The organism is Streptosporangium sp. NBC_01810, assembly GCF_035917355.1.
GTDB lineage: Bacteria > Actinomycetota > Actinomycetes > Streptosporangiales > Streptosporangiaceae > Streptosporangium.
This window is the reverse complement of sequence record NZ_CP109070.1, coordinates 3,795,741-3,815,454: the sequence shown is the minus strand read 5'-3', so window position 1 is coordinate 3,815,454 and position 19,714 is coordinate 3,795,741. Positions and strand designations below refer to the sequence as shown.

Below are 19,714 nucleotides of genomic sequence, written 5' to 3'. Positions count from 1 at the left end.
TGGGTGGTCGCGCCCACGATCGTCTCCCCGCTGGACGCGGTGGCCGGGCTGGACTGTGTCGAGCTGGACCGGTCCGAGCCGGGCCGGCCGGGACTGGGCGACCTGCGCTGGGCCGAGCCGGGTCAGGCCGAGCCCGCGGGCGGTCGCGTCTCGCTGGACCGGGTGCCGGACGTCGTGGCCGTCGAGATCGGCTCGCCCGTCGAGGCGGGCGGGGCGCAGGCGGCACAGGAGCTGACCGGCCGGGTGCTGGAGCTGCTGAAGCAGTGGCTGGCCGATGACCGGTTCACCGAGTCGAGGTTGGTGCTGGTCACCCGGGGCGCGGTCGCCGGCGGGGAAGACGAGACGGTCACGGATCCGGCGGCGGCCGCGGTCTGGGGGCTGGTACGCGTCGCGCAAACCGAGAATCCCGGCCGCTTCGTGCTGGTCGACGTGGACGAGCGGGAGAGCGGGCTGTCGGCGCTGCCCGAGGCGCTGGCCTGCGGCGAGCCCCAGGTGGCGATTCGCGAACACGTGGCCCGCGTTCCCCGGCTGGTCCGCCTGACGCCAGGCGGAGACGGCGCGCGGCGGCTGGATCTCGACGGCACCGTTCTGATCACGGGTGGTACGGGTGGTCTGGGGAGCAGCCTGGCCCGGCATCTGGTGGCCGAGCACGGGGTCCGGCACCTGCTGCTGGCCGGCAGGAGGGGGCTGGACGCTCCGGGTGCGGTGGAGTTGCAGGCCGAGCTGATCGCGCACGGGGTCGAGATCACCATCGCCGCCTGCGACCTGGCCGACCGGGACCAGGTGGCGGAGCTGCTCGCCGGCGTGCCGGCGGAGCACCCGCTCACCGCGGTCATCCACACCGCGGGCGTCCGTGACGACGGCATGATCCCGTCGCTGGACGCGCAGCGGCTGGCCAACGTGTTCGGCCCCAAGGCCGACGGCGCCTGGCACCTGCATGAGCTGACCCGGGATCTCGATCTGGCCGCCTTCGTCGTGTACTCCTCGATGGCCGGGCTGGCCGGCGGTGCGGGGCTGGGCGGTTACGCGGCGGCCAACGCCTACCTGGACGCGCTGGCCCAGCACCGCCGGGCCCAGGGCATGCCGGGCCTGTCCCTGGTGTGGGGGCCGTGGGCAGCGGATGCCGGTATGGCCGGAGAGCTCTCCGAGACGGACCTTCGCCGGCTGACGGCCGCGGGATTCCACCTGTTCTCCTTCGCCGAGGGCCTGGCGCTGTTCGACGCGGTCCTGGGCTGCGACACGCCGGTGGTCGCACCGGTTCGGCTCAACCTGCCGGCGTTGCGGGCGTTCGGTGAGGTGCCGCCGCTGTTGCGCTCGCTGGTGCGGGGCACGCGCCGTACGGCGGCGGCCCCGGTGTCGGGTGCGGACGGGGCGTTGCTGCGGCAGCTGGCCGGGCTGGCCCCCGCCGACCGCAGCCGGCTGCTGATCGAGCTGGTCCGGGCCCAGGCCGCCACGGCGCTGGGACACGACTCCCCCCAGATGGTGGAGGTGCGGCGGGAGTTCCGCGAGCTGGGCTTCGACTCCCTCACCGCGGTTGAGCTGCGCAACCGGCTGAACGTCGCGACCGGGCTGCGGCTGCCCGCCACCCTGGTGTTCGACTACCCGACCCCCGTGGTGCTGGCGGAGTTCCTGCTGGCCGAGCTGCTGGGTGAGCACGGTGACGTCATTGTGCCGACGGCGATCGCGTCGGTGGCAGACGACCCGATCGTGATCGTGTCGATGGCATGCCGCTATCCGGGCGAGGTGCACTCTCCCGAGGATCTGTGGCAGCTCGTCACCGAGGGACGCGACGCCATCTCCCCGCTGCCGGTCGACCGGGGCTGGCAGGTGAACGGCGACCTGGACTTCCAGGGCGGCTTCATGTCCGACGCCGCGGAGTTCGACGCCGGGTTCTTCGGAATCTCGCCACGTGAGGCCCTGGGGATGGATCCGCAGCAGCGCGTTCTGCTGGAAACCACCTGGGAGGCGTTCGAGCGCGCCGGAATCGATCCGCTGTCGCTGCGGGGCAGCGACACGGGTGTCTACGTCGGCGCCGGCGGTTCCGGCTACATCCCGTCGGACGAGGCCCGTGGCTTCATGGTGACGGGCCAGGCGGGGAGCGTGACCTCGGGCCGGCTGTCCTACACGCTGGGTCTGGAGGGCCCGGCGGTGACGGTGGACACCGCGTGCTCGTCGTCGCTGGTGGCGATGCACCTGGCGGCGCAGGCGCTGCGCGCGGGTGACTGCTCGCTGGCGCTGGCCGGTGGTGTGACCGTGGTGGCCACGCCGATGGGGATCATGGAGTTCAGTGCTCAGGGCGGGCTGGCCGCCAATGGGCGGTGCAAGTCCTACTCGGATGCCGCCGATGGCACCAGCTGGGCCGAGGGCGTGGGCGTGGTGGTCCTGGAGCGCCTGTCCGACGCGCGGCGCAACGGCCACCAGGTCCTGGCCGTCCTGCGGGGTTCCGCGGTGAACCAGGACGGTGCGTCCAACGGGTTGACCGCGCCTAACGGTCCTTCGCAGCAGCGGGTGATCCGTCAGGCCCTGGCCGGCGCGGGCTTGACCCCCGCCGAGGTGGACGTGGTGGAGGGGCACGGCACGGGCACGGCGCTGGGCGACCCGATCGAGGCGCAGGCGCTGCTGGCGACGTACGGGCAGGACCGGCCGGAGGACCGGCCGCTGCTGCTCGGATCGCTGAAGTCGAACATCGGTCACACCCAGGCGGCCTCCGGCGTGGCCGGTGTGATCAAGATGGTCATGGCGATGCGACACGGGGTGCTGCCCAGGACGCTGCACGTGGACGAGCCGTCCTCGCACGTGGACTGGGCCTCGGGCGCGATAGAGCTGCTGACCGAGCCGGCCGAGTGGCCGCAGGCCGATCACCCTCGCCGGGCGGCGGTGTCGTCCTTCGGGATCAGCGGCACCAACGCCCACATGATCATCGAGTGGGTCGAAACGCAGGACGCGGAGTCCGAGGGCCAGGAGTTCGAGAGCCGCCCACCCGCGTCGGACGCTGCCGTGCCGGTCCTGGTCTCCGGCCGGTCGGCGGAGGCGTTGCGGGCGCAGGCCGGGAGGCTCGCGGCGTACCTGGACGGCGAGCCCGGTCTGCGACTGGCCGATGTGGCGTTCTCGACGGCCACCACGCGCTCGGCGTTCGAGTATCGGGCGGCCGTGGTGGCCGCCGACCATGCCGGTGTGGGGGCCGGTCTGCGGGCACTGGCCGAAGGCCGGCCGGGTGCGGGCGTGCTGCAGGGGCAGGCCGCGGCCGAATCGAAGCCGGCGGTGCTGTTCACCGGTCAGGGCAGCCAGCGGGCGGGAATGGGCCGGGAGCTGTACGACAGGTTCCCGGTGTTCGCGGCGGCGTTGGACGAGGTGATCGCCGAGCTGGACCCGATGCTTGACGGGTCGTTGCGCGAGGTGCTGTTCGCCGAGCCGGGTACGGCCGAGGCGGAGTCACTCGACCAGACCGGCTGGGCGCAGCCGGCGCTGTTCGCGGTGGAGACGGCGCTGTTCCGGCTGGTCGAGTCATGGGGGGTCCGGCCGGAGGTCATGGCGGGGCACTCGATCGGGGAGATCACCGCGGCGCACGTGGCCGGGGTGCTGTCCCTGTCGGACGCGTGCGCGCTGGTGGCGGCGCGCGGCCGGTTGATGCAGGCGCTGCCGCCGGGCGGGGCCATGGTGGCGGTGCGGGCCTCCGAGGAGGAGGTCGCCGAGCTGCTGGCCGACCGTACGGTGTCGGTCGCGGCCGTCAACGGCCCGGCGTCCGTGGTGATCTCTGGGGATGAGCAGGCCGTTCTTGAGATCGTGGCCGCGCTGGAGGAGCGTGGGGTCAAGACGCGGCGGTTGCGGGTGTCGCACGCGTTCCACTCGCCGTTGATGGACCCGATGCTGGAGGACTTCCGTGCCCTGGCCCGGACGCTGACCTTCAGCGCGCCGCGGATTCCGATCGTGTCCACGGTGACCGGTGAGATGGCCACGGCCGAGCAGCTGTGCTCGCCCGACTACTGGGTGGAGCAGGTGCGGAGCGCGGTGCGCTTCGCCGACGGGGTACGGACGCTGCACCGGCAGGGGGCCACGGCCTACCTGGAGCTCGGGCCGGACGGAGTGCTCACCGCGATGGCCCAGGACACCCTGGCCGAGCTCACCGCGCACGACTCACCGGCCCAGCTCTCCGGCACCGATGCGGTACTGGTGCCGGTGCTGCGCGGGGACCGGGACGAGCACAGCGCGATCATGGAGGCGCTGGCGCGGCTGCACGTGCGTGGAGTACCGGTGGACTGGCAGGCGGTGCTCCGGGGCGGGCACCGGGTCGATCTGCCGACGTACGCGTTCCAGCGCCGGCGTTTCTGGCCCGACGAGGCCGGCTCCCGGCTGGGGAACGTGGCGGCCGCGGGTCTGGCCTCCGCCGGGCATCCGCTGCTGGGCGCCGCGGTCGGGCTGGCCGACTCGGCCGGAGTGCTGCTCACCGGAAGGTTGTCGTTGCGGTCACATCCGTGGCTGGCCGATCACGCGGTGTCCGGCATGGTGATCTTCCCGGGTACCGGGTTCCTGGAGCTGGCCGTACGGGCCGGTGACCAGGTCGGCTGCGACCTGGTGGAGGAGCTGACCCTGACCGCGCCGCTGGTGCTCGGCGAGCGGGACGCCGTCGCCGTACAGGTGTGGGTGGGCGCGGCGGCGGAGTCCGGCCGCCGCAACCTGAGCGTCTACGCCCGCCCGGCCGAGGCCGCCGACGAGGAGCCGTGGGTACGGCACGCCACCGGTGTGCTGGCCGTGGCCGATGGTCGGTCTCGCGCACTCGCCGACACCGCGGCCGGCTTCGACGCGGCGGTGTGGCCGCCGCGTGATGCGACGGCCATCCAGCTGGACGGCCTGTACGAGCAGTTCGCCGCAGGCGGGTTCCACTACGGGCCGGTGTTCCAGGGGCTGGGAGCGGCCTGGCGGGGTGCGGACGGTGCGGTGTACGCCGAGGTCGTCCTGCCCGAGCAGGCGCAGTCGAGTGCGGGTGCGTTCGGGGTGCATCCGGCCTTGCTGGACGCGGCGCTGCACGCGGTGACCTTTGTGGGGCTGGACGATGCCGAGGGCGGCCGGATGCCGTTCTCGTGGGGTGAGGTGTGCCTGCACGCCGGTGGCGCGTCGATGCTGCGGGTGCGGCTGGCCAGGACCGGTGGCGACGCGGTCTCGGTGATCGCGGTGGACGGCGCAGGGGAGCCGGTGCTGTCGGCGCGCTCGCTGGTGCTGCGGCCGGTCGCAGCCGACCAGCTGGCCGCCGGTAGCGGCCGCGACCCGTACCGGGACTCGCTGTTCCAGCTGACCTGGACGGCGTTGCCCGAGACACCGGCGGAGGCCGGCACCGGGCTCGACCCGGTCGAGCCGACCCTGGATCTGGCATCGGATCCGGAGGCGGCGCTGGCGGCGCTGGAGACGGTGCCGGAGACGGTGACCGTCACGGTCGGCTCCGCGGAGCAGGGCGACGTGGTCACCGGGGTTCACGAGTTGACCACCGCGGCGCTGGGCCTGCTGCAGGCGTGGCTGGCCGACGATCGCTGCCGCCGCTCCCGGCTGGTCTTCGTGACCAGGGGCGCCGTCGCGACGAGCGAGAGCGAGGCCGTCGCGGACCTGGCGGCCGCCGCGGTGTGGGGACTGGTGCGGTCGGCCCAGTGGGAGGAACCGGGCCGGTTCGTGCTGGTCGATGCCGACGGTGAGTTGTCCTCGTCGGTACTGGCCGGGGTGCTGGTCTCGGGTGAGCCGCAGGCGGCGGTGCGCGAGGGCGGAGTGCGGGTTCCGCGCCTGGCGCGGGTGGCACCGGCCGATGAGGCCGGACGGCCGTGGAACCTGGATGGCACGGTACTGATCACCGGTGGGACCGGTGGGCTGGGCGCGCAGTTCGCGCGGCACGTGGTGGCCGAGCGTGGAGTGCGGCACCTGCTGCTGGCCGGCCGCCGGGGTTTGGACGCCCCCGGCGCGATGGAGCTGCGGGCGGAGCTGATCGCGCACGGCGTCGAGGTCGGGATAGTGGCCTGCGATGTGGCGGACCGGGACGCGGTGGTGGAACTGCTGGCAGAGGTGCCGGCCGAGCATCCGCTGACCGCCGTGATCCACACCGCCGGTGTGCTGGACGACGGGACGATCCTGTCACTGACATCGGAGCGGCTGGACACGGTGTTGCGGCCGAAGGTGGACGCCGCGTGGCACCTGCACGAGCTGACCCGGGGCCTGGACCTGGCGGCGTTCGTGGTGTTCTCCTCGCTGGCCGGGGTGATGGGCAACGCCGGGCAGGGCAACTACGCCGCTGCCAACGTCTTCCTGGACGCGCTGGCCCAGCACCGGCGGGCCGCGGGACTGCCCGCGCTGTCGCTGGCCTGGGGAGCCTGGACCCAGGACGTCGGGATGACCAGCACGCTGGACGACACCGACATGCGCAGGATGGCGCGGGCGGGGATGCCGGCGCTGTCACTGGAGCAGGGCCTGGCCCTGTTCGAGGCCGCCACCGCGCTTGAGCACGCGGTGCTGGTTCCGGTCCGGCTGCACCTGCCGTCGCTGCGGATGCAGGGTGATGTGCCGGCGCTGTTGCGCGGTCTGGTGCGGGGTGGGCGCCGGTCGGCGGCGTCCGGTTCGGTGGTGGCCGCGACGTTGCTGCAGCGGCTGGCCCCGCTGGGCCTGGCCGAGCGCGTCGAGGTCCTGCTGGATCTGGTGCGGACCGAGGTGGCGGTCGTGCTCGGGCACGCGTCGCCGGAGACGGTGGAGGTACGGCGGGAGTTCCGTGAGCTGGGCTTCGACTCCCTCACCGCGGTCGAGCTGCGCAACCGGCTGAACGGGGTGAGCGGATTGCGGCTGCCGGCCACGCTGGTGTTCGACTACCCGACGCCGGCCATGCTGGCGGAGTTCCTGCTGGCCGAGCTGCTCGGTGAGGACGCCGACGTGGTCATCCCCGCGTCGGTGGTACCGGTCGCGGACGACCCGATCGTGATCGTGGGCATGGCCTGCCGTTACCCGGGTGGGGTCACCTCGCCGGAGGATCTGTGGCGGCTGGTCAGTGAAGGCGGGGATGCGATCTCCCCCTTCCCGACGACGCGCGGCTGGAGCCGTGGCTCCCTTGAGGGGAGCACCGAGGGCCGAGCCGTCAACTATGTGGAAGCGGGTGGCTTCCTGCACGAGGCCGGGGAGTTCGATCCCGGGTTCTTCGGGATCTCGCCGCGTGAGGCGCTGGCGATGGACCCGCAGCAGCGCCTGCTGCTGGAGACCACCTGGGAGGCGGTCGAGCGGGCCGGGATCGACCCGACCTCGCTGCGCGGCAGCCGTACCGGCGTCTTCGCCGGCGTCATGTACCACGACTACGCGACCAGCCTGCCGTTCCCGGCGGACGTGCTGGGCTTCATGGGTACCGGTACCGCGGGAAGCGTCGCGACCGGCCGCATTTCGTACACGCTGGGCCTGGAGGGTCCGGCGGTGACGGTGGACACCGCGTGCTCGTCGTCGCTGGTGGCGCTGCATCTGGCCGCGCAGGCGCTGCGCGGCGGTGACTGCTCGCTGGCCCTGGCCGGCGGCGTGACCGTGATGGCCACGCCGAGCCCGTTCATCGACTTCACCGGGCAGGGCGGCCTGGCCGGCGACGGGCGGTGCAAGTCCTACTCGGACGCGGCCGACGGCGCGGGCTGGTCCGAGGGTGTGGGCATGCTGGTGCTGGAGCGGTTGTCGGACGCCCGCCGCAACGGTCATGAAGTGCTGGCGATCGTCCGTGGTTCGGCGGTGAACCAGGACGGTGCGTCGAACGGGTTGACGGCGCCGAACGGTCCGTCGCAGCAGCGCGTCATTCGTCAGGCGCTGGCCGGTGCGAGGTTGTCGCCGGCCGAGGTGGATGCGGTCGAGGGGCACGGGACCGGTACGACGCTGGGTGACCCGATCGAGGCGCAGGCGCTGCTGGCCACCTACGGTCAGGACCGCGATGAGGATCGGCCGTTGCTGCTGGGGTCGATCAAGTCGAACCTCGGTCACACCCAGGCGGCGGCCGGTGCGGCCGGTGTGATCAAGATGATCATGGCGATGCGGCACGGTGTGCTGCCCCGGACGTTGCACGTGGACACGCCGTCCTCGCATGTGGACTGGGCCTCGGGCGCGGTGGAGCTGCTGACCGGGCAGGTCGAGTGGCCGCAGACCGGTCGTCCGCGCCGGGCGGGGGTGTCGTCGTTCGGGATCAGCGGCACCAACGCGCATGTGATCATTGAGCAGGGGCCCGAGGTCGCGGTGGTGGCTTCTCCGCAGGGCCCCGATGCGCTGCCCGGCGCCGGGACGGAATCGCCGGTGGTTCCGGTGGTGGTGTCGGGTCGTACGGGTGAGGCGTTGCGGGCGCAGGCCGGGCGGCTGGTGTCGTATCTGGAGGGTGAGCCTGGTCTTGGGCTGACCGATGTGGCGTTCTCGCTGGTGTCGTCGCGGTCGGTGTTCGAGCACCGGGCGGTGCTGGTCGGGCGCGATCGTGAGGGTCTGCTGGCGGGTGTCGATGCGCTGGGCGCGGGCGAGTCGGCGCCGCGCGTGGTTGCGGGTGTGGCCGATGTCGTGGGGAAGTCGGTGTGGGTGTTCCCTGGTCAGGGGGCGCAGTGGGTGGGGATGGGTGCGGCTCTGCTGGAGGAGTCGGCGGTGTTCGCGGCTCGGATGGCGGAGTGTGCGGCGGCGTTGCAGCCGTTCGTGGACTGGTCGTTGCTGGATGTGGTCCGGCAGACCGAGGACGCTCCGGGGCTGGATCGGGTGGATGTGGTGCAGCCGGCCTCGTTCGCGGTGATGGTGTCGTTGGCGGCGGTGTGGGAGTCGCTGGGGGTTCGTCCGGACGCGGTGGTGGGGCATTCGCAGGGCGAGATCGCGGCGGCGGTGGTGGCGGGTGGTCTGTCGTTGTCGGACGGTGCGCGGGTGGTGGCGTTGCGCAGCCGGTTGATCGCCGAGCGGTTGGCCGGGCTGGGGGCGATGGCGTCGGTGGCGTTGCCGGTCGAGCGGGTGCGTGAGTACGTGGCGGTTTGGGACGGGCGGGTCTCGGTGGCTGCGGTGAACGGTCCGAACTCGGTGGTGGTGGCCGGTGAGGTCGCGGCGGTGGAGGAGCTGGTCGAGCGCCTTGCCGCTGAGAACGTGCGGGTGCGGCGGATCGCGGTGGACTATGCCTCGCATTCGGCGCAGGTGGATCTGATCGGGGAGGAGCTGGCCGGGGTCCTGGCGGGGGTGGCGCCGGGGCCGGTGCGGGTGCCGATGCTGTCGACGGTGACGGGTCAGTGGGTGGAGGGTGCGGAGCTGGGGGCCGGGTATTGGTGTGAGAATCTGCGGCGTACGGTGGGTTTCGCTCCGGCGGTGGGGGTGTTGCTGGAGCAGCGGTATCGGGTGTTCGTGGAGGTGAGTCCGCATCCGGTGCTGACGGTCGGGGTCCAGGAATGCGTGGATGCGGCCGAGGTGGAGGCTGTGATCGCCGGGACGTTGCGCCGTGAGGACGGCGGCCTGGATCGGGTGCTGGTCTCGGCGGCCGAGCTGTTCGTCCGAGGCGTGGCGGTGGACTGGCAGAGCGTGCTGACCGGTGGCCGGCGGGTCGACCTGCCCACCTACGCCTTCCAGCACCGGTGGTTCTGGCCTGATGGCAGTGCGGGTACCGGTGCGGGGAATGTGGCCGCGGCGGGGTTGGCCGCGACGGATCATCCGCTGCTGGGTGCGGCGGTGGGTCTGGCCGACTCGGACGGGGTGCTGCTGACCGGGCGGTTGTCGCTCTCGTCGCACCCCTGGCTGGCCGATCACGTGGTGGCCGGGATGGTGTTCTTCCCGGGTACCGGGTTCCTGGAGCTGGCGGTGCGGGCGGGTGACCAGGTCGGCTGCGAGGTGGTCGAGGAGCTGACGCTGGCCGCGCCGCTGGTGCTGGGCGAGGATGACGCGGTCGTGGTCCAGATCGCGGTGGGTGCGCCGGAGGAGACCGGCCGACGTGCGGTGAACGTCTATTCCCGGCCGGCGCAGGCCGGTGACGATGTGCCGTGGGTGCGGCACGCCACCGGCACGCTCGCCACGGGCAGCCGGACCGTCGCGCCGTTCGACACGGCGGTGTGGCCCCCGGCCGGCGCGACCGCGATCGCGCTGGACGGCATCTACGACGAGCTGGCCACCCGAGGGCTGGGGTACGGTCCGGTGTTCCAGGGGCTGCAGGCCGCATGGCAGCGCGATGGAGAGATCTTCGCCGAGGTCGCGCTGCCCGAGCAGGCGGCGTCGAACGCGGGTTCGTTCGGAGTGCATCCGGCTCTGCTGGACGCGGCGTTGCACGCGGTGAGCTTCGCCGGCTTGGACGTGGTCGAGGGTGGTTGGCTGCCGTTCTCCTGGGGAGAGGTGTGCCTGCACGCGAGTGGGGCGGCACTGCTGCGGGTGCGGCTGACCAGGACGGGTACCGACTCGGTCTCCCTGACGGCGGTGGACCTGGCGGGGGAGCCGGTGCTGTCGGCGAGGTCGCTGATCGTGCGTCCCTTCACGCCCGACCAGCTTGTCGGCGCCGGCGGCAGCCGTGGAGTGGAGCGGGATTCCCTGTTCGGGCTGGACTGGATCTCGCTGCCGGAGGTGCTGGACTCGAAGACCGATGCGAGTGTGGTCGAGCTGACCGGAGAGCTCGCCTCGCTGGATTCGGTGCCGGATGTGGTCATGGTCGCCGTGGGATCGGCCGATGCCGAGAACGTGGTGGAGTCGACGCACGCGCTGGTCGCAGATGTCCTGGGCCTGCTGCAGCGGTGGTTGGCCGATGAGCGGTTCGAGACGTCGCGGCTGGTGTTCGTCACCCGGGGTGCGGTCGAGGCGCGGGAAGGCGATGTGGTCGCCGATCTGGCGGCCGCGGCGGTGTGGGGCCTGGTCCGGTCGGCCCAATGGGAGAACCCGGGCCGGTTCGTGCTGGTCGATGCCGACGGTGAGTTGTCCTCGTCGGTACTGGCCGGGATGCTGGTCTCGGGTGAGCCGCAGGCGGCGGTGCGCGAGGGCGGGGTGCGGGTTCCGCGCCTGGCGCGGGTGACACCGGCCGAGGAGGCCGAACGGTCGTGGGAGCCCGAGGGGACGGTTCTGATCACCGGTGGCACCGGCGGCTTGGGCGGCAGTCTGGCCCGGCATCTGGTGGCCGAGCGGGGGGTGCGGCATCTGCTGCTGACCAGTCGCCGGGGCCTGGATGCTCCGGGTGCGCTGGAGTTGCGGGCCGAGCTGATCGCGCACGGGGTCGAGGTGGACATCGCCGCCTGTGACATGGCGGATCGGGATCAGGTGGCGGCCCTGCTGGCCGGTGTGGATGCCGGGCATCCGCTGACCGCGGTGATCCACACCGCCGGTGTGCTGGAGGACGCGACGATCCCGTCGCTGAGTCTGGAGCGGCTGGGCAGGGTCCTGCGGCCCAAGGTCGACGCCGCCTGGCATCTGCACGAGCTGACCCGGGATCTGGACCTCGCGGCGTTCATCACGTACTCATCGCTGTCGGGTGTCATGGGAGCACCCGGGCAGGGGAACTACGCGGCTGCGAACACATTCCTCAATGCCTTGGCGCAGGCGCGCCGGGCCGAGGGGCTGCCCGCATTGTCGCTGTCCTGGGGTGCCTGGACCCAGGACACCGGAATGACCGGAACGCTGAGCGACGCCGACATGCGGCGGATCACCCGGACGGGCATGCCGCCGCTGTCGGTGGAGCAGGGGCTGGCGCTGTTCGACGCCGCCGGTCGGGTGGCCCGGCCGGTGGTGATCCCGCTCCGGCTGGAGCTGGCGGTGCTGCGCGCGCAGGGTGAGGTCTCGCCGCTGTTGCGGGGTCTGGTGCGGGGCGGTCGGCGGTCGGCGGCGTCCGGTTCGGTGGTGGCGGCGACGTTGCTGCAGCGGCTGGCTCCGCTGGGGGCGGCCGAGCGTGCCGAGGTCCTGGTGGACCTGGTGCGCATCGAGGTGGCCATGGTGCTGGGGCATGTCTCGCCGGAGACGGTGGAGGTGCGGCGGGAGTTCCGCGAGCTGGGCTTCGACAGTCTTACCGCGGTCGAGTTGCGCAACCGGCTGAACGCCGCGACCGGGCTGCGGTTGCCGTCCACGCTGGTGTTCGACTACCCGACACCGACCGTGCTGGCGGACTTCCTGCTGGCCGAGTTGCTCGGCGAGCACGCCGACGCGATCATTCCGGCGCCCGTCATGCCGCTGAGCGACGACCCGATCGTGATCGTGGGCATGGCCTGCCACTTCCCGGGTGAGGTCGACTCTCCGGAGGATCTATGGCGGCTGGTCTCCGAGGACGGGGATGCGATCTCCGAGTTCCCGACCACGCGCGGCTGGGATCTGGGGGCGCTGTACAACCCGGATCCGGAGAGCCGGGGTACCAGCTATGTGCGCGAGGGTGGCTTCCTGGAGAGCGCCACGCAGTTCGATCCGGGGTTCTTCGGGATCTCGCCGCGTGAGGCGCTGGCGATGGACCCGCAGCAGCGCCTGCTGCTGGAGACGTCGTGGGAGGCTTTCGAACGGACGGGCATGGACCCGGTCTCGTTGCGCGGCAGCCGTACCGGTGTGTTCGCCGGCATCTTCTACCACGACTACGGGATGAGCGCCGAGTTCCCGCCGGAGGCCATGGGCTTCATTGGTACCGGTACGGCGGGAAGCGTCGCGACCGGCCGCATTTCGTACGCGCTGGGCCTGGAGGGTCCGGCGGTGACGGTGGACACCGCGTGTTCGTCGTCGCTGGTGGCGCTGCACATGGCGGCGCAGGCGCTGCGTTCGGGTGACTGCGATCTGGCGCTTGCGGGTGGCGCGACCGTGATGGCCACCCCGGTGGCGTTCATCGACTTCAGCACTCAGGGAGGGCTGTCGCCCGATGGCCGGTGCAAGTCCTTCGCTGACACCGCGGACGGCACCAGCTATTCCGAGGGTGTGGGCATGCTGGTGCTGGAGCGGTTGTCGGACGCCCGCCGCAACGGTCATGAAGTGCTGGCGATCGTCCGTGGTTCGGCGGTGAACCAGGACGGTGCGTCGAACGGGTTGACGGCGCCGAACGGTCCGTCGCAGCAGCGGGTGATCCGTCAGGCGCTGGCCGGTGCGAGGTTGTCGCCGGCCGAGGTGGATGCGGTCGAGGGGCACGGGACCGGTACGACGCTGGGTGACCCGATCGAGGCGCAGGCGCTGCTGGCCACCTACGGTCAGGACCGCGATGAGGATCGGCCGTTGCTGCTGGGGTCGATCAAGTCGAACCTCGGTCACACCCAGGCGGCGGCCGGTGCGGCCGGTGTGATCAAGATGATCATGGCGATGCGGCACGGTGTGCTGCCCCGGACGTTGCACGTGGACACGCCGTCCTCGCATGTGGACTGGGCCTCGGGCGCGGTGGAGCTGCTGACCGGGCAGGTCGAGTGGCCGCAGACCGGTCGTCCGCGCCGGGCGGGGGTGTCGTCGTTCGGGATCAGCGGCACCAACGCGCATGTGATCATTGAGCAGGGGCCCGAGGTCGCGGTGGTGGCTTCTCCGCAGGGCCCCGATGCGCTGCCCGGCGCCGGGACGGAATCGCCGGTGGTTCCGGTGGTGGTGTCGGGTCGTACGGGTGAGGCGTTGCGGGCGCAGGCCGGGCGGCTGGTGTCGTATCTGGAGGGTGAGCCTGGTCTTGGGCTGACCGATGTGGCGTTCTCGCTGGTGTCGTCGCGGTCGGTGTTCGAGCACCGGGCGGTGCTGGTCGGGCGCGATCGTGAGGGTCTGCTGGCGGGTGTCGGTGCGCTGGGCGCGGGCGAGTCGGCGCCGCGCGTGGTTGCGGGTGTGGCCGATGTCGTGGGGAAGTCGGTGTGGGTGTTCCCTGGTCAGGGGGCGCAGTGGGTGGGGATGGGTGCGGCTCTGCTGGAGGAGTCGGCGGTGTTCGCGGCTCGGATGGCGGAGTGTGCGGCGGCGTTGCAGCCGTTCGTGGACTGGTCGTTGCTGGATGTGGTCCGGCAGACCGAGGACGCTCCGGGGCTGGATCGGGTGGATGTGGTGCAGCCGGCCTCGTTCGCGGTGATGGTGTCGTTGGCGGCGGTGTGGGAGTCGCTGGGGGTTCGTCCGGACGCGGTGGTGGGGCATTCGCAGGGCGAGATCGCGGCGGCGGTGGTGGCGGGTGGTCTGTCGTTGTCGGACGGTGCGCGGGTGGTGGCGTTGCGCAGCCGGTTGATCGCCGAGCGGTTGGCCGGGCTGGGGGCGATGGCGTCGGTGGCGTTGCCGGTCGAGCGGGTGCGTGAGTACGTGGCGGTTTGGGACGGGCGGGTCTCGGTGGCTGCGGTGAACGGTCCGAACTCGGTGGTGGTGGCCGGTGAGGTCGCGGCGGTGGAGGAGCTGGTCGAGCGCCTTGCCGCTGAGAACGTGCGGGTGCGGCGGATCGCGGTGGACTATGCCTCGCATTCGGCGCAGGTTGATCTGATCGGGGAGGAGCTGGCCGGGGTCCTGGCGGGGGTGGCGCCGGGGCCGGTGCGGGTGCCGATGCTGTCGACGGTGACGGGTCAGTGGGTGGAGGGTGCGGAGCTGGGGGCCGGGTATTGGTGTGAGAATCTGCGGCGTACGGTGGGTTTCGCTCCGGCGGTGGGGGTGTTGCTGGAGCAGCGGTATCGGGTGTTCGTGGAGGTGAGTCCGCATCCGGTGCTGACGGTCGGGGTCCAGGAATGCGTGGATGCGGCCGAGGTGGAGGCTGTGATCGCCGGGACGTTGCGCCGTGAGGACGGCGGCCTGGATCGGGTGCTGGTCTCGGCGGCGGAGCTGTTCGTCCGTGGCGTGGCGGTGGACTGGCAGAGCGTGCTGACCGGTGGCCGGCGGGTCGACCTGCCCACCTACGCCTTCCAGCACCAGCGGTTCTGGCCGAACGCCAAACAGAGCGGTGATGCCCGGGGGCTGGGTCTGGCCGCGACGGATCATCCGCTGCTGGGTGCGGTGGTGGGTCTGGCCGACTCGGACGGGGTGGTGCTGACGGGCCGCTTGTCGCTCTCGTCGCAGCCGTGGCTGGCCGATTACGTGGTGGCGGGCTCGGTGGTGGTGCCGGGTGCGGCGTTCGTGGAGCTGGCGGTGCGGGCGGGTGACCAGGTCGGCTGCGAGGTGGTCGAGGAGCTGACGCTGGCCGCGCCGCTGGTGCTGGGCGAGGATGACGCGGTCGTGATCCAGATCGCGGTGGGTGCGCCGGAGGAGACCGGCCGCCGAACCTTGAGCGTGTACGCCCGTCCGGCGGACGTGGCCGAGGAGGTGCCGTGGGCGCGGCACGCGACCGGCACGTTGGCGACCGGGGTGGCGGAGGTCGTGCCGTTCGACGCGGCGACATGGCCGCCGGCCGGGGCGACCGCGATCGAGCTGGAGGGGCTGTACGAGGAGCTGGCCGAGGACGGCTTCGCCTACGGCCCGGCGTTCCAAGGACTGCGGGCGGCCTGGCGACGCGACGGTGAGGTGTTCGCCGAGCTGAGGTTGCCGGAGCAGATCGGTGGGGCGGTTTCGTTCGGGCTGCATCCGGCTCTGCTGGACGCGGCGCTGCACGCGGTGGCCTTCGCCGGGCTGGAGCCGGTGGAGGGCGGCCGGTTGCCGTTCTCGTGGGAGCAGGTGTGCCTGCACGCGGGTGGTGCGTCGGTGTTGCGGGTGCGGCTGACCAGGACAGGGCCGGACGCGGTGTCGCTGAGCGCGGTGGACGCGGCCGGGGAGCCGGTGCTGTCGGTGCGCTCGGTGGTGCTGCGGCCGGTCCCGGCCGAGCGGCTGGCGGTCTCCGATGGTCGCGGGGTCGGTCAGGACGCGTTGTTCCGGGTGGAATGGGTGCCCGTGAGCGGTATGCCGGAGGCCGCCCAGGTGCCGTCGATGCCGGTGGCGGTGCTGGGTGCGGACGCGTTGGGGGTTGCCCCCGTATGGCGGGCGGCCGGGGAAGCAGGCGGTCTTGCGGTGCCGGTGCACGCGGAGCTGTCGTCGCTGGCTGAGGCGGGTGCGGTGCCGGCGGTGGTGCTGGTGGAGGTGGTCTCGGATCCGGTGGGCGGGGTGGTGGAGTCGGCGCATGCGCTGACCGTCCGCGTGCTGGATCTGTTGCAGGGGTGGCTGGCCGAGGAGCGGTTCGCCGACTCGCGGCTGGTGTTCCTCACCCGGGGCGCGGTGGCGACCGGTGCCGGTGTGGAGGATGAAGCGGTGCCGGACCCGGTCGTGGCGGCGGCGCGAGGGCTTGTCCGCAGCGCTCAGTCGGAGAACCCGGGCCGGTTCGTGCTGGTCGATGTGGACGGGCAGGAGTCCTCGCTGCTCTCCTTGCTCGATGTGCTGCCGGGGCTGCTGGCGTCAGGTGAGCCGCAGGTGGCGGTGCGCGGGGGCGAGGTGCGGGTGCCGCGCCTGGCGCGGGTGACGCCCGGCTCTGAGCACGGCGTTGACCTCGAGGCTCGCTCCGGCTCTGGTCTGGATGAGGATCGGGCCTGGGATCCGGAGGGGACAGTGTTGATCACCGGTGGTACCGGTGGTCTGGGCGCGCTGTTCGCGCGGCACGTGGTGGCCGAGCGGGGTGTGCGGCATCTGCTGCTGACCAGCCGCCGGGGCCTGGACGCTCCGGGTGCGCTGGAGTTGCGGGCCGAGCTGATCGCGCACGGGGTCGAGGTCGAGATCGCGGCCTGCGATGGGGCCGACCGTGACCAGGTGGCGGCGCTGCTGGCTCGGGTGGACGCCGGGCATCCGCTGACCGCGGTGATCCACACCGCCGGTGTGCTGGCCGATGGCACGATTCCGTCGCTGACGCCGGAGCGGCTGGATGCGGTGCTGCGGCCGAAGGCGGACGCGGCCTGGCACCTGCACGAACTCACCCAGGACCGGGACCTTGCGGCGTTTGTCGTGTTCTCCTCCATGGCGGGGGTGATGGGCAACGCGGGTCAGGGCAACTACGCGGCGGCGAACGCGTTCCTCGACGCGCTGGCCCAGCTGCGCCGGGCCGAAGGGCTGCCGGGAGTGTCGCTGGCGTGGGGCTTGTGGGCGCAGGAGACCGGGATGACCGGCAGCCTCGGGGCGATAGATCTGCAGCGGATGGCGCGAGCGGGGATGCCGGCGCTGTCGGCCGAGCAGGGGCTCGCGATGTTCGAGCTGGCGGCCGCATCGGATCACGCGGCGGTGGTGGCGGCGCGGCTGGATCTCTCGGTCCTGCGTACGGTCCCCGAGCTGCCGCATCTGATGCGGGGCCTGGTGCGTGCGGGGCGCCGGTCGGCGGTCTCCGTCCTCGCGGGCGGGGATTCGGAGCTGGTGCGGCGGCTGGCGGGGCTGGAGGAGGCCGAGCAGGTGCGGCTGGTGGTGGAGCTGGTGCGCGCTCAGGCGGCGGTGGTGCTGGGGCACGCCTCGGGGGAGGACGTCCAGCCCGGACGCGAGTTCCGTGAGCTGGGCTTCGACTCCCTGACCGCGGTGGACCTGCGCAACCGGCTCAACATCGCCACCGGGTTGCGGTTGCCTGCGACGCTGGTGTTCGACTATCCGACGCCGACCGTGCTGGCGCGGTTCCTGGTGTCGGAGCTGCTGGGCCGGCAGGACCAGGCGGCGGTCTCGGGTGTGGTGGCCGGGCCGAGGGCGTCGACGGCGGACGACCCGATCGTGATCGTGGGGATGAGCTGCCGGTTCCCCGGTGGGGTGAACTCGCCGGAAGAGCTGTGGCGGTTGCTGTCCGAGGGCGAGGACGCGATCTCGCCGGTCCCGGCCGATCGAGGCTGGAATCTGGAGACGCTGTCCGGGACGGGCCTCGATGTTCAGGGTGGGTTCCTGGCGGATGTGGCGGGGTTCGACGCGGGGTTCTTCGGGATCTCGCCGCGTGAGGCGCTGGCGATGGACCCGCAGCAGCGGCTGCTGCTGGAAGGGGTGTGGGAGGCGGTCGAGCGGGCCGGGATCGACCCGGTCTCGCTCAAGGGCAGCCACACCGGCGTGTTCGTGGGCACCAACGGCCAGGACTACATGAGCCTGATGATGAACACCCGGGCAGACGTGGAAGGCCACGCCATCACCGGTATGTCGGCCAGCGTTTTGTCGGGCCGCCTGTCCTACACGCTGGGGTTGGAGGGTCCGGCGGTGACGGTGGACACCGCGTGTTCGTCGTCGCTGGTGGCGATGCACATGGCGGCGCAGGCGCTGCGCTCGGGCGAGTGCAGCCTGGCGCTGGCCGGCGGTGCCACGGTGATGACCACCCCAATCGGGTTCATCGGCTTCAGCGCGCAGGGGGGATTGGCGCCCGATGGGCGGTGCAAGGCATTCGCCGACACCGCGGACGGCACCACCTGGTCTGAGGGCTTGGGCATGCTGGTGCTGGAGCGGTTGTCGGATGCCCGCCGTAACGGTCATCAGGTGCTGGCGGTGATGCGCAGCTCGGCGATCAACCAGGACGGGGCGTCGAACGGGTTGACCGCGCCGAACGGTCCGTCGCAGCAGCGGGTGATTCGTCAGGCGCTGGCCGGTGCGGGGTTGTCGCCGTCCGAGGTGGATGCGGTGGAGGCGCACGGTACGGGTACCAGGTTGGGTGACCCGATCGAGGCGCAGGCGCTGCTGGCGACCTACGGCCAGAACCGTGAAGCCGACCGGCCGCTGCTGCTGGGCGCGATCAAGTCGAACCTCGGTCACACCCAGGCCGCCGCGGGCGTGGCCGGTGTGATCAAGATGGTGCTGGCGATGCGGCACGGCGTGTTGCCCAAGACGTTGCACGTCGATACCCCGTCCTCGCATGTGGACTGGGCCTCGGGTGCGGTGGAGCTGCTGACCGAGCAGGTGGAGTGGCCGCGGACGGGTCGTCCGCGCCGGGCGGGGGTGTCGTCGTTCGGGATCAGCGGTACCAACGCGCACGTCATCCTCGAACAGGGGCCGGCGGCTCCGCGGATCGAGGCCGGAACGGCGGCGCGGGACGATGCGCCGGCCGCGGGTGCGGGTGTGCTGCCGGTGCTGGTGTCGGCCCGTACGGCAGGGGTATTGCGGGAGCAGGCGGATCGGCTGGCCTCGCATGTGGCGGGCCATCGTGAGGTGGCGCTCGCCGATACGGCGTTCTCGCTGGCCACGACCCGTCCGGTGTTCGAGCATCGGGCGGTGGTGCTGGCCGCTGATCGTGAGGGTGTGCTGGCCGGGCTGGGTGCGCTGGCCGAGGATCTGCCAAGCGTGAGTGTGGTGCACGGAGCGGCGGGAGCGGAGCCGCGGCTCGCGTTCCTGTTCACCGGTCAGGGGAGCCAGCGGGCGGGGATGGGCCGGGAGCTGTATGCGCGGTTCCCGGTGTTCGCGGCGGCGTTGGATGCGGTGATCGGCGAGCTGGATCCGCTGCTGGACGGTTCGCTGCGCGAGGTGCTGTTCGCCGAGCCGGGCAGTGACCAGGCGCAGGCGGGGTTGCTGGATCGGACCGGGTGGGCGCAGCCGGCCCTGTTCGCGGTGGAGACGGCGTTGTTCCGGCTGGTGTCCTCGTGGGGGGTGCGGCCGGATGTGCTGGCGGGGCATTCGATCGGGGAGATCACCGCGGCGCATGTGGCCGGGGTGTTGTCCCTGTCGGATGCGTGTGCGTTGGTGGCGGGCCGGGCGCGGTTGATGCAGGCGCTCCCCTCCGGTGGGGCGATGGTGGCGGTGCAGGCCTCTGAGGAGGAGGTCGCCGCCCTGCTGGCCGGGCGGGAGAAAGAGGTGTCGGTCGCGGCGGTGAACGGCCCGGTCTCGGTGGTGATCTCCGGGGTCGAGCAGCCGGTCCTTGAGGTCGCCGCCGCCCTGGAGGGGCGGGGGGTCAGGACGAAGCGGTTGCGGGTGTCGCATGCGTTCCATTCGCCGTTGATGGAGCCGATGCTGG

Annotated in this window: 1 protein-coding gene (running past both ends of the window); it reads left to right on the top strand. The window is 72.2% G+C overall.

Every position in this 19,714-nt window falls within one protein-coding gene, locus OIE13_RS16655, for an SDR family NAD(P)-dependent oxidoreductase (RefSeq protein WP_442816069.1), read on the top strand. The gene is 50,574 nt long; 15,996 of those nucleotides lie to the left of the window and 14,864 to its right, leaving coding positions 15,997–35,710 in view — codons 5,333 (complete) to 11,904 (partial); the first complete codon in view begins at nt 1. Both codon boundaries (start and stop) fall beyond the window edges.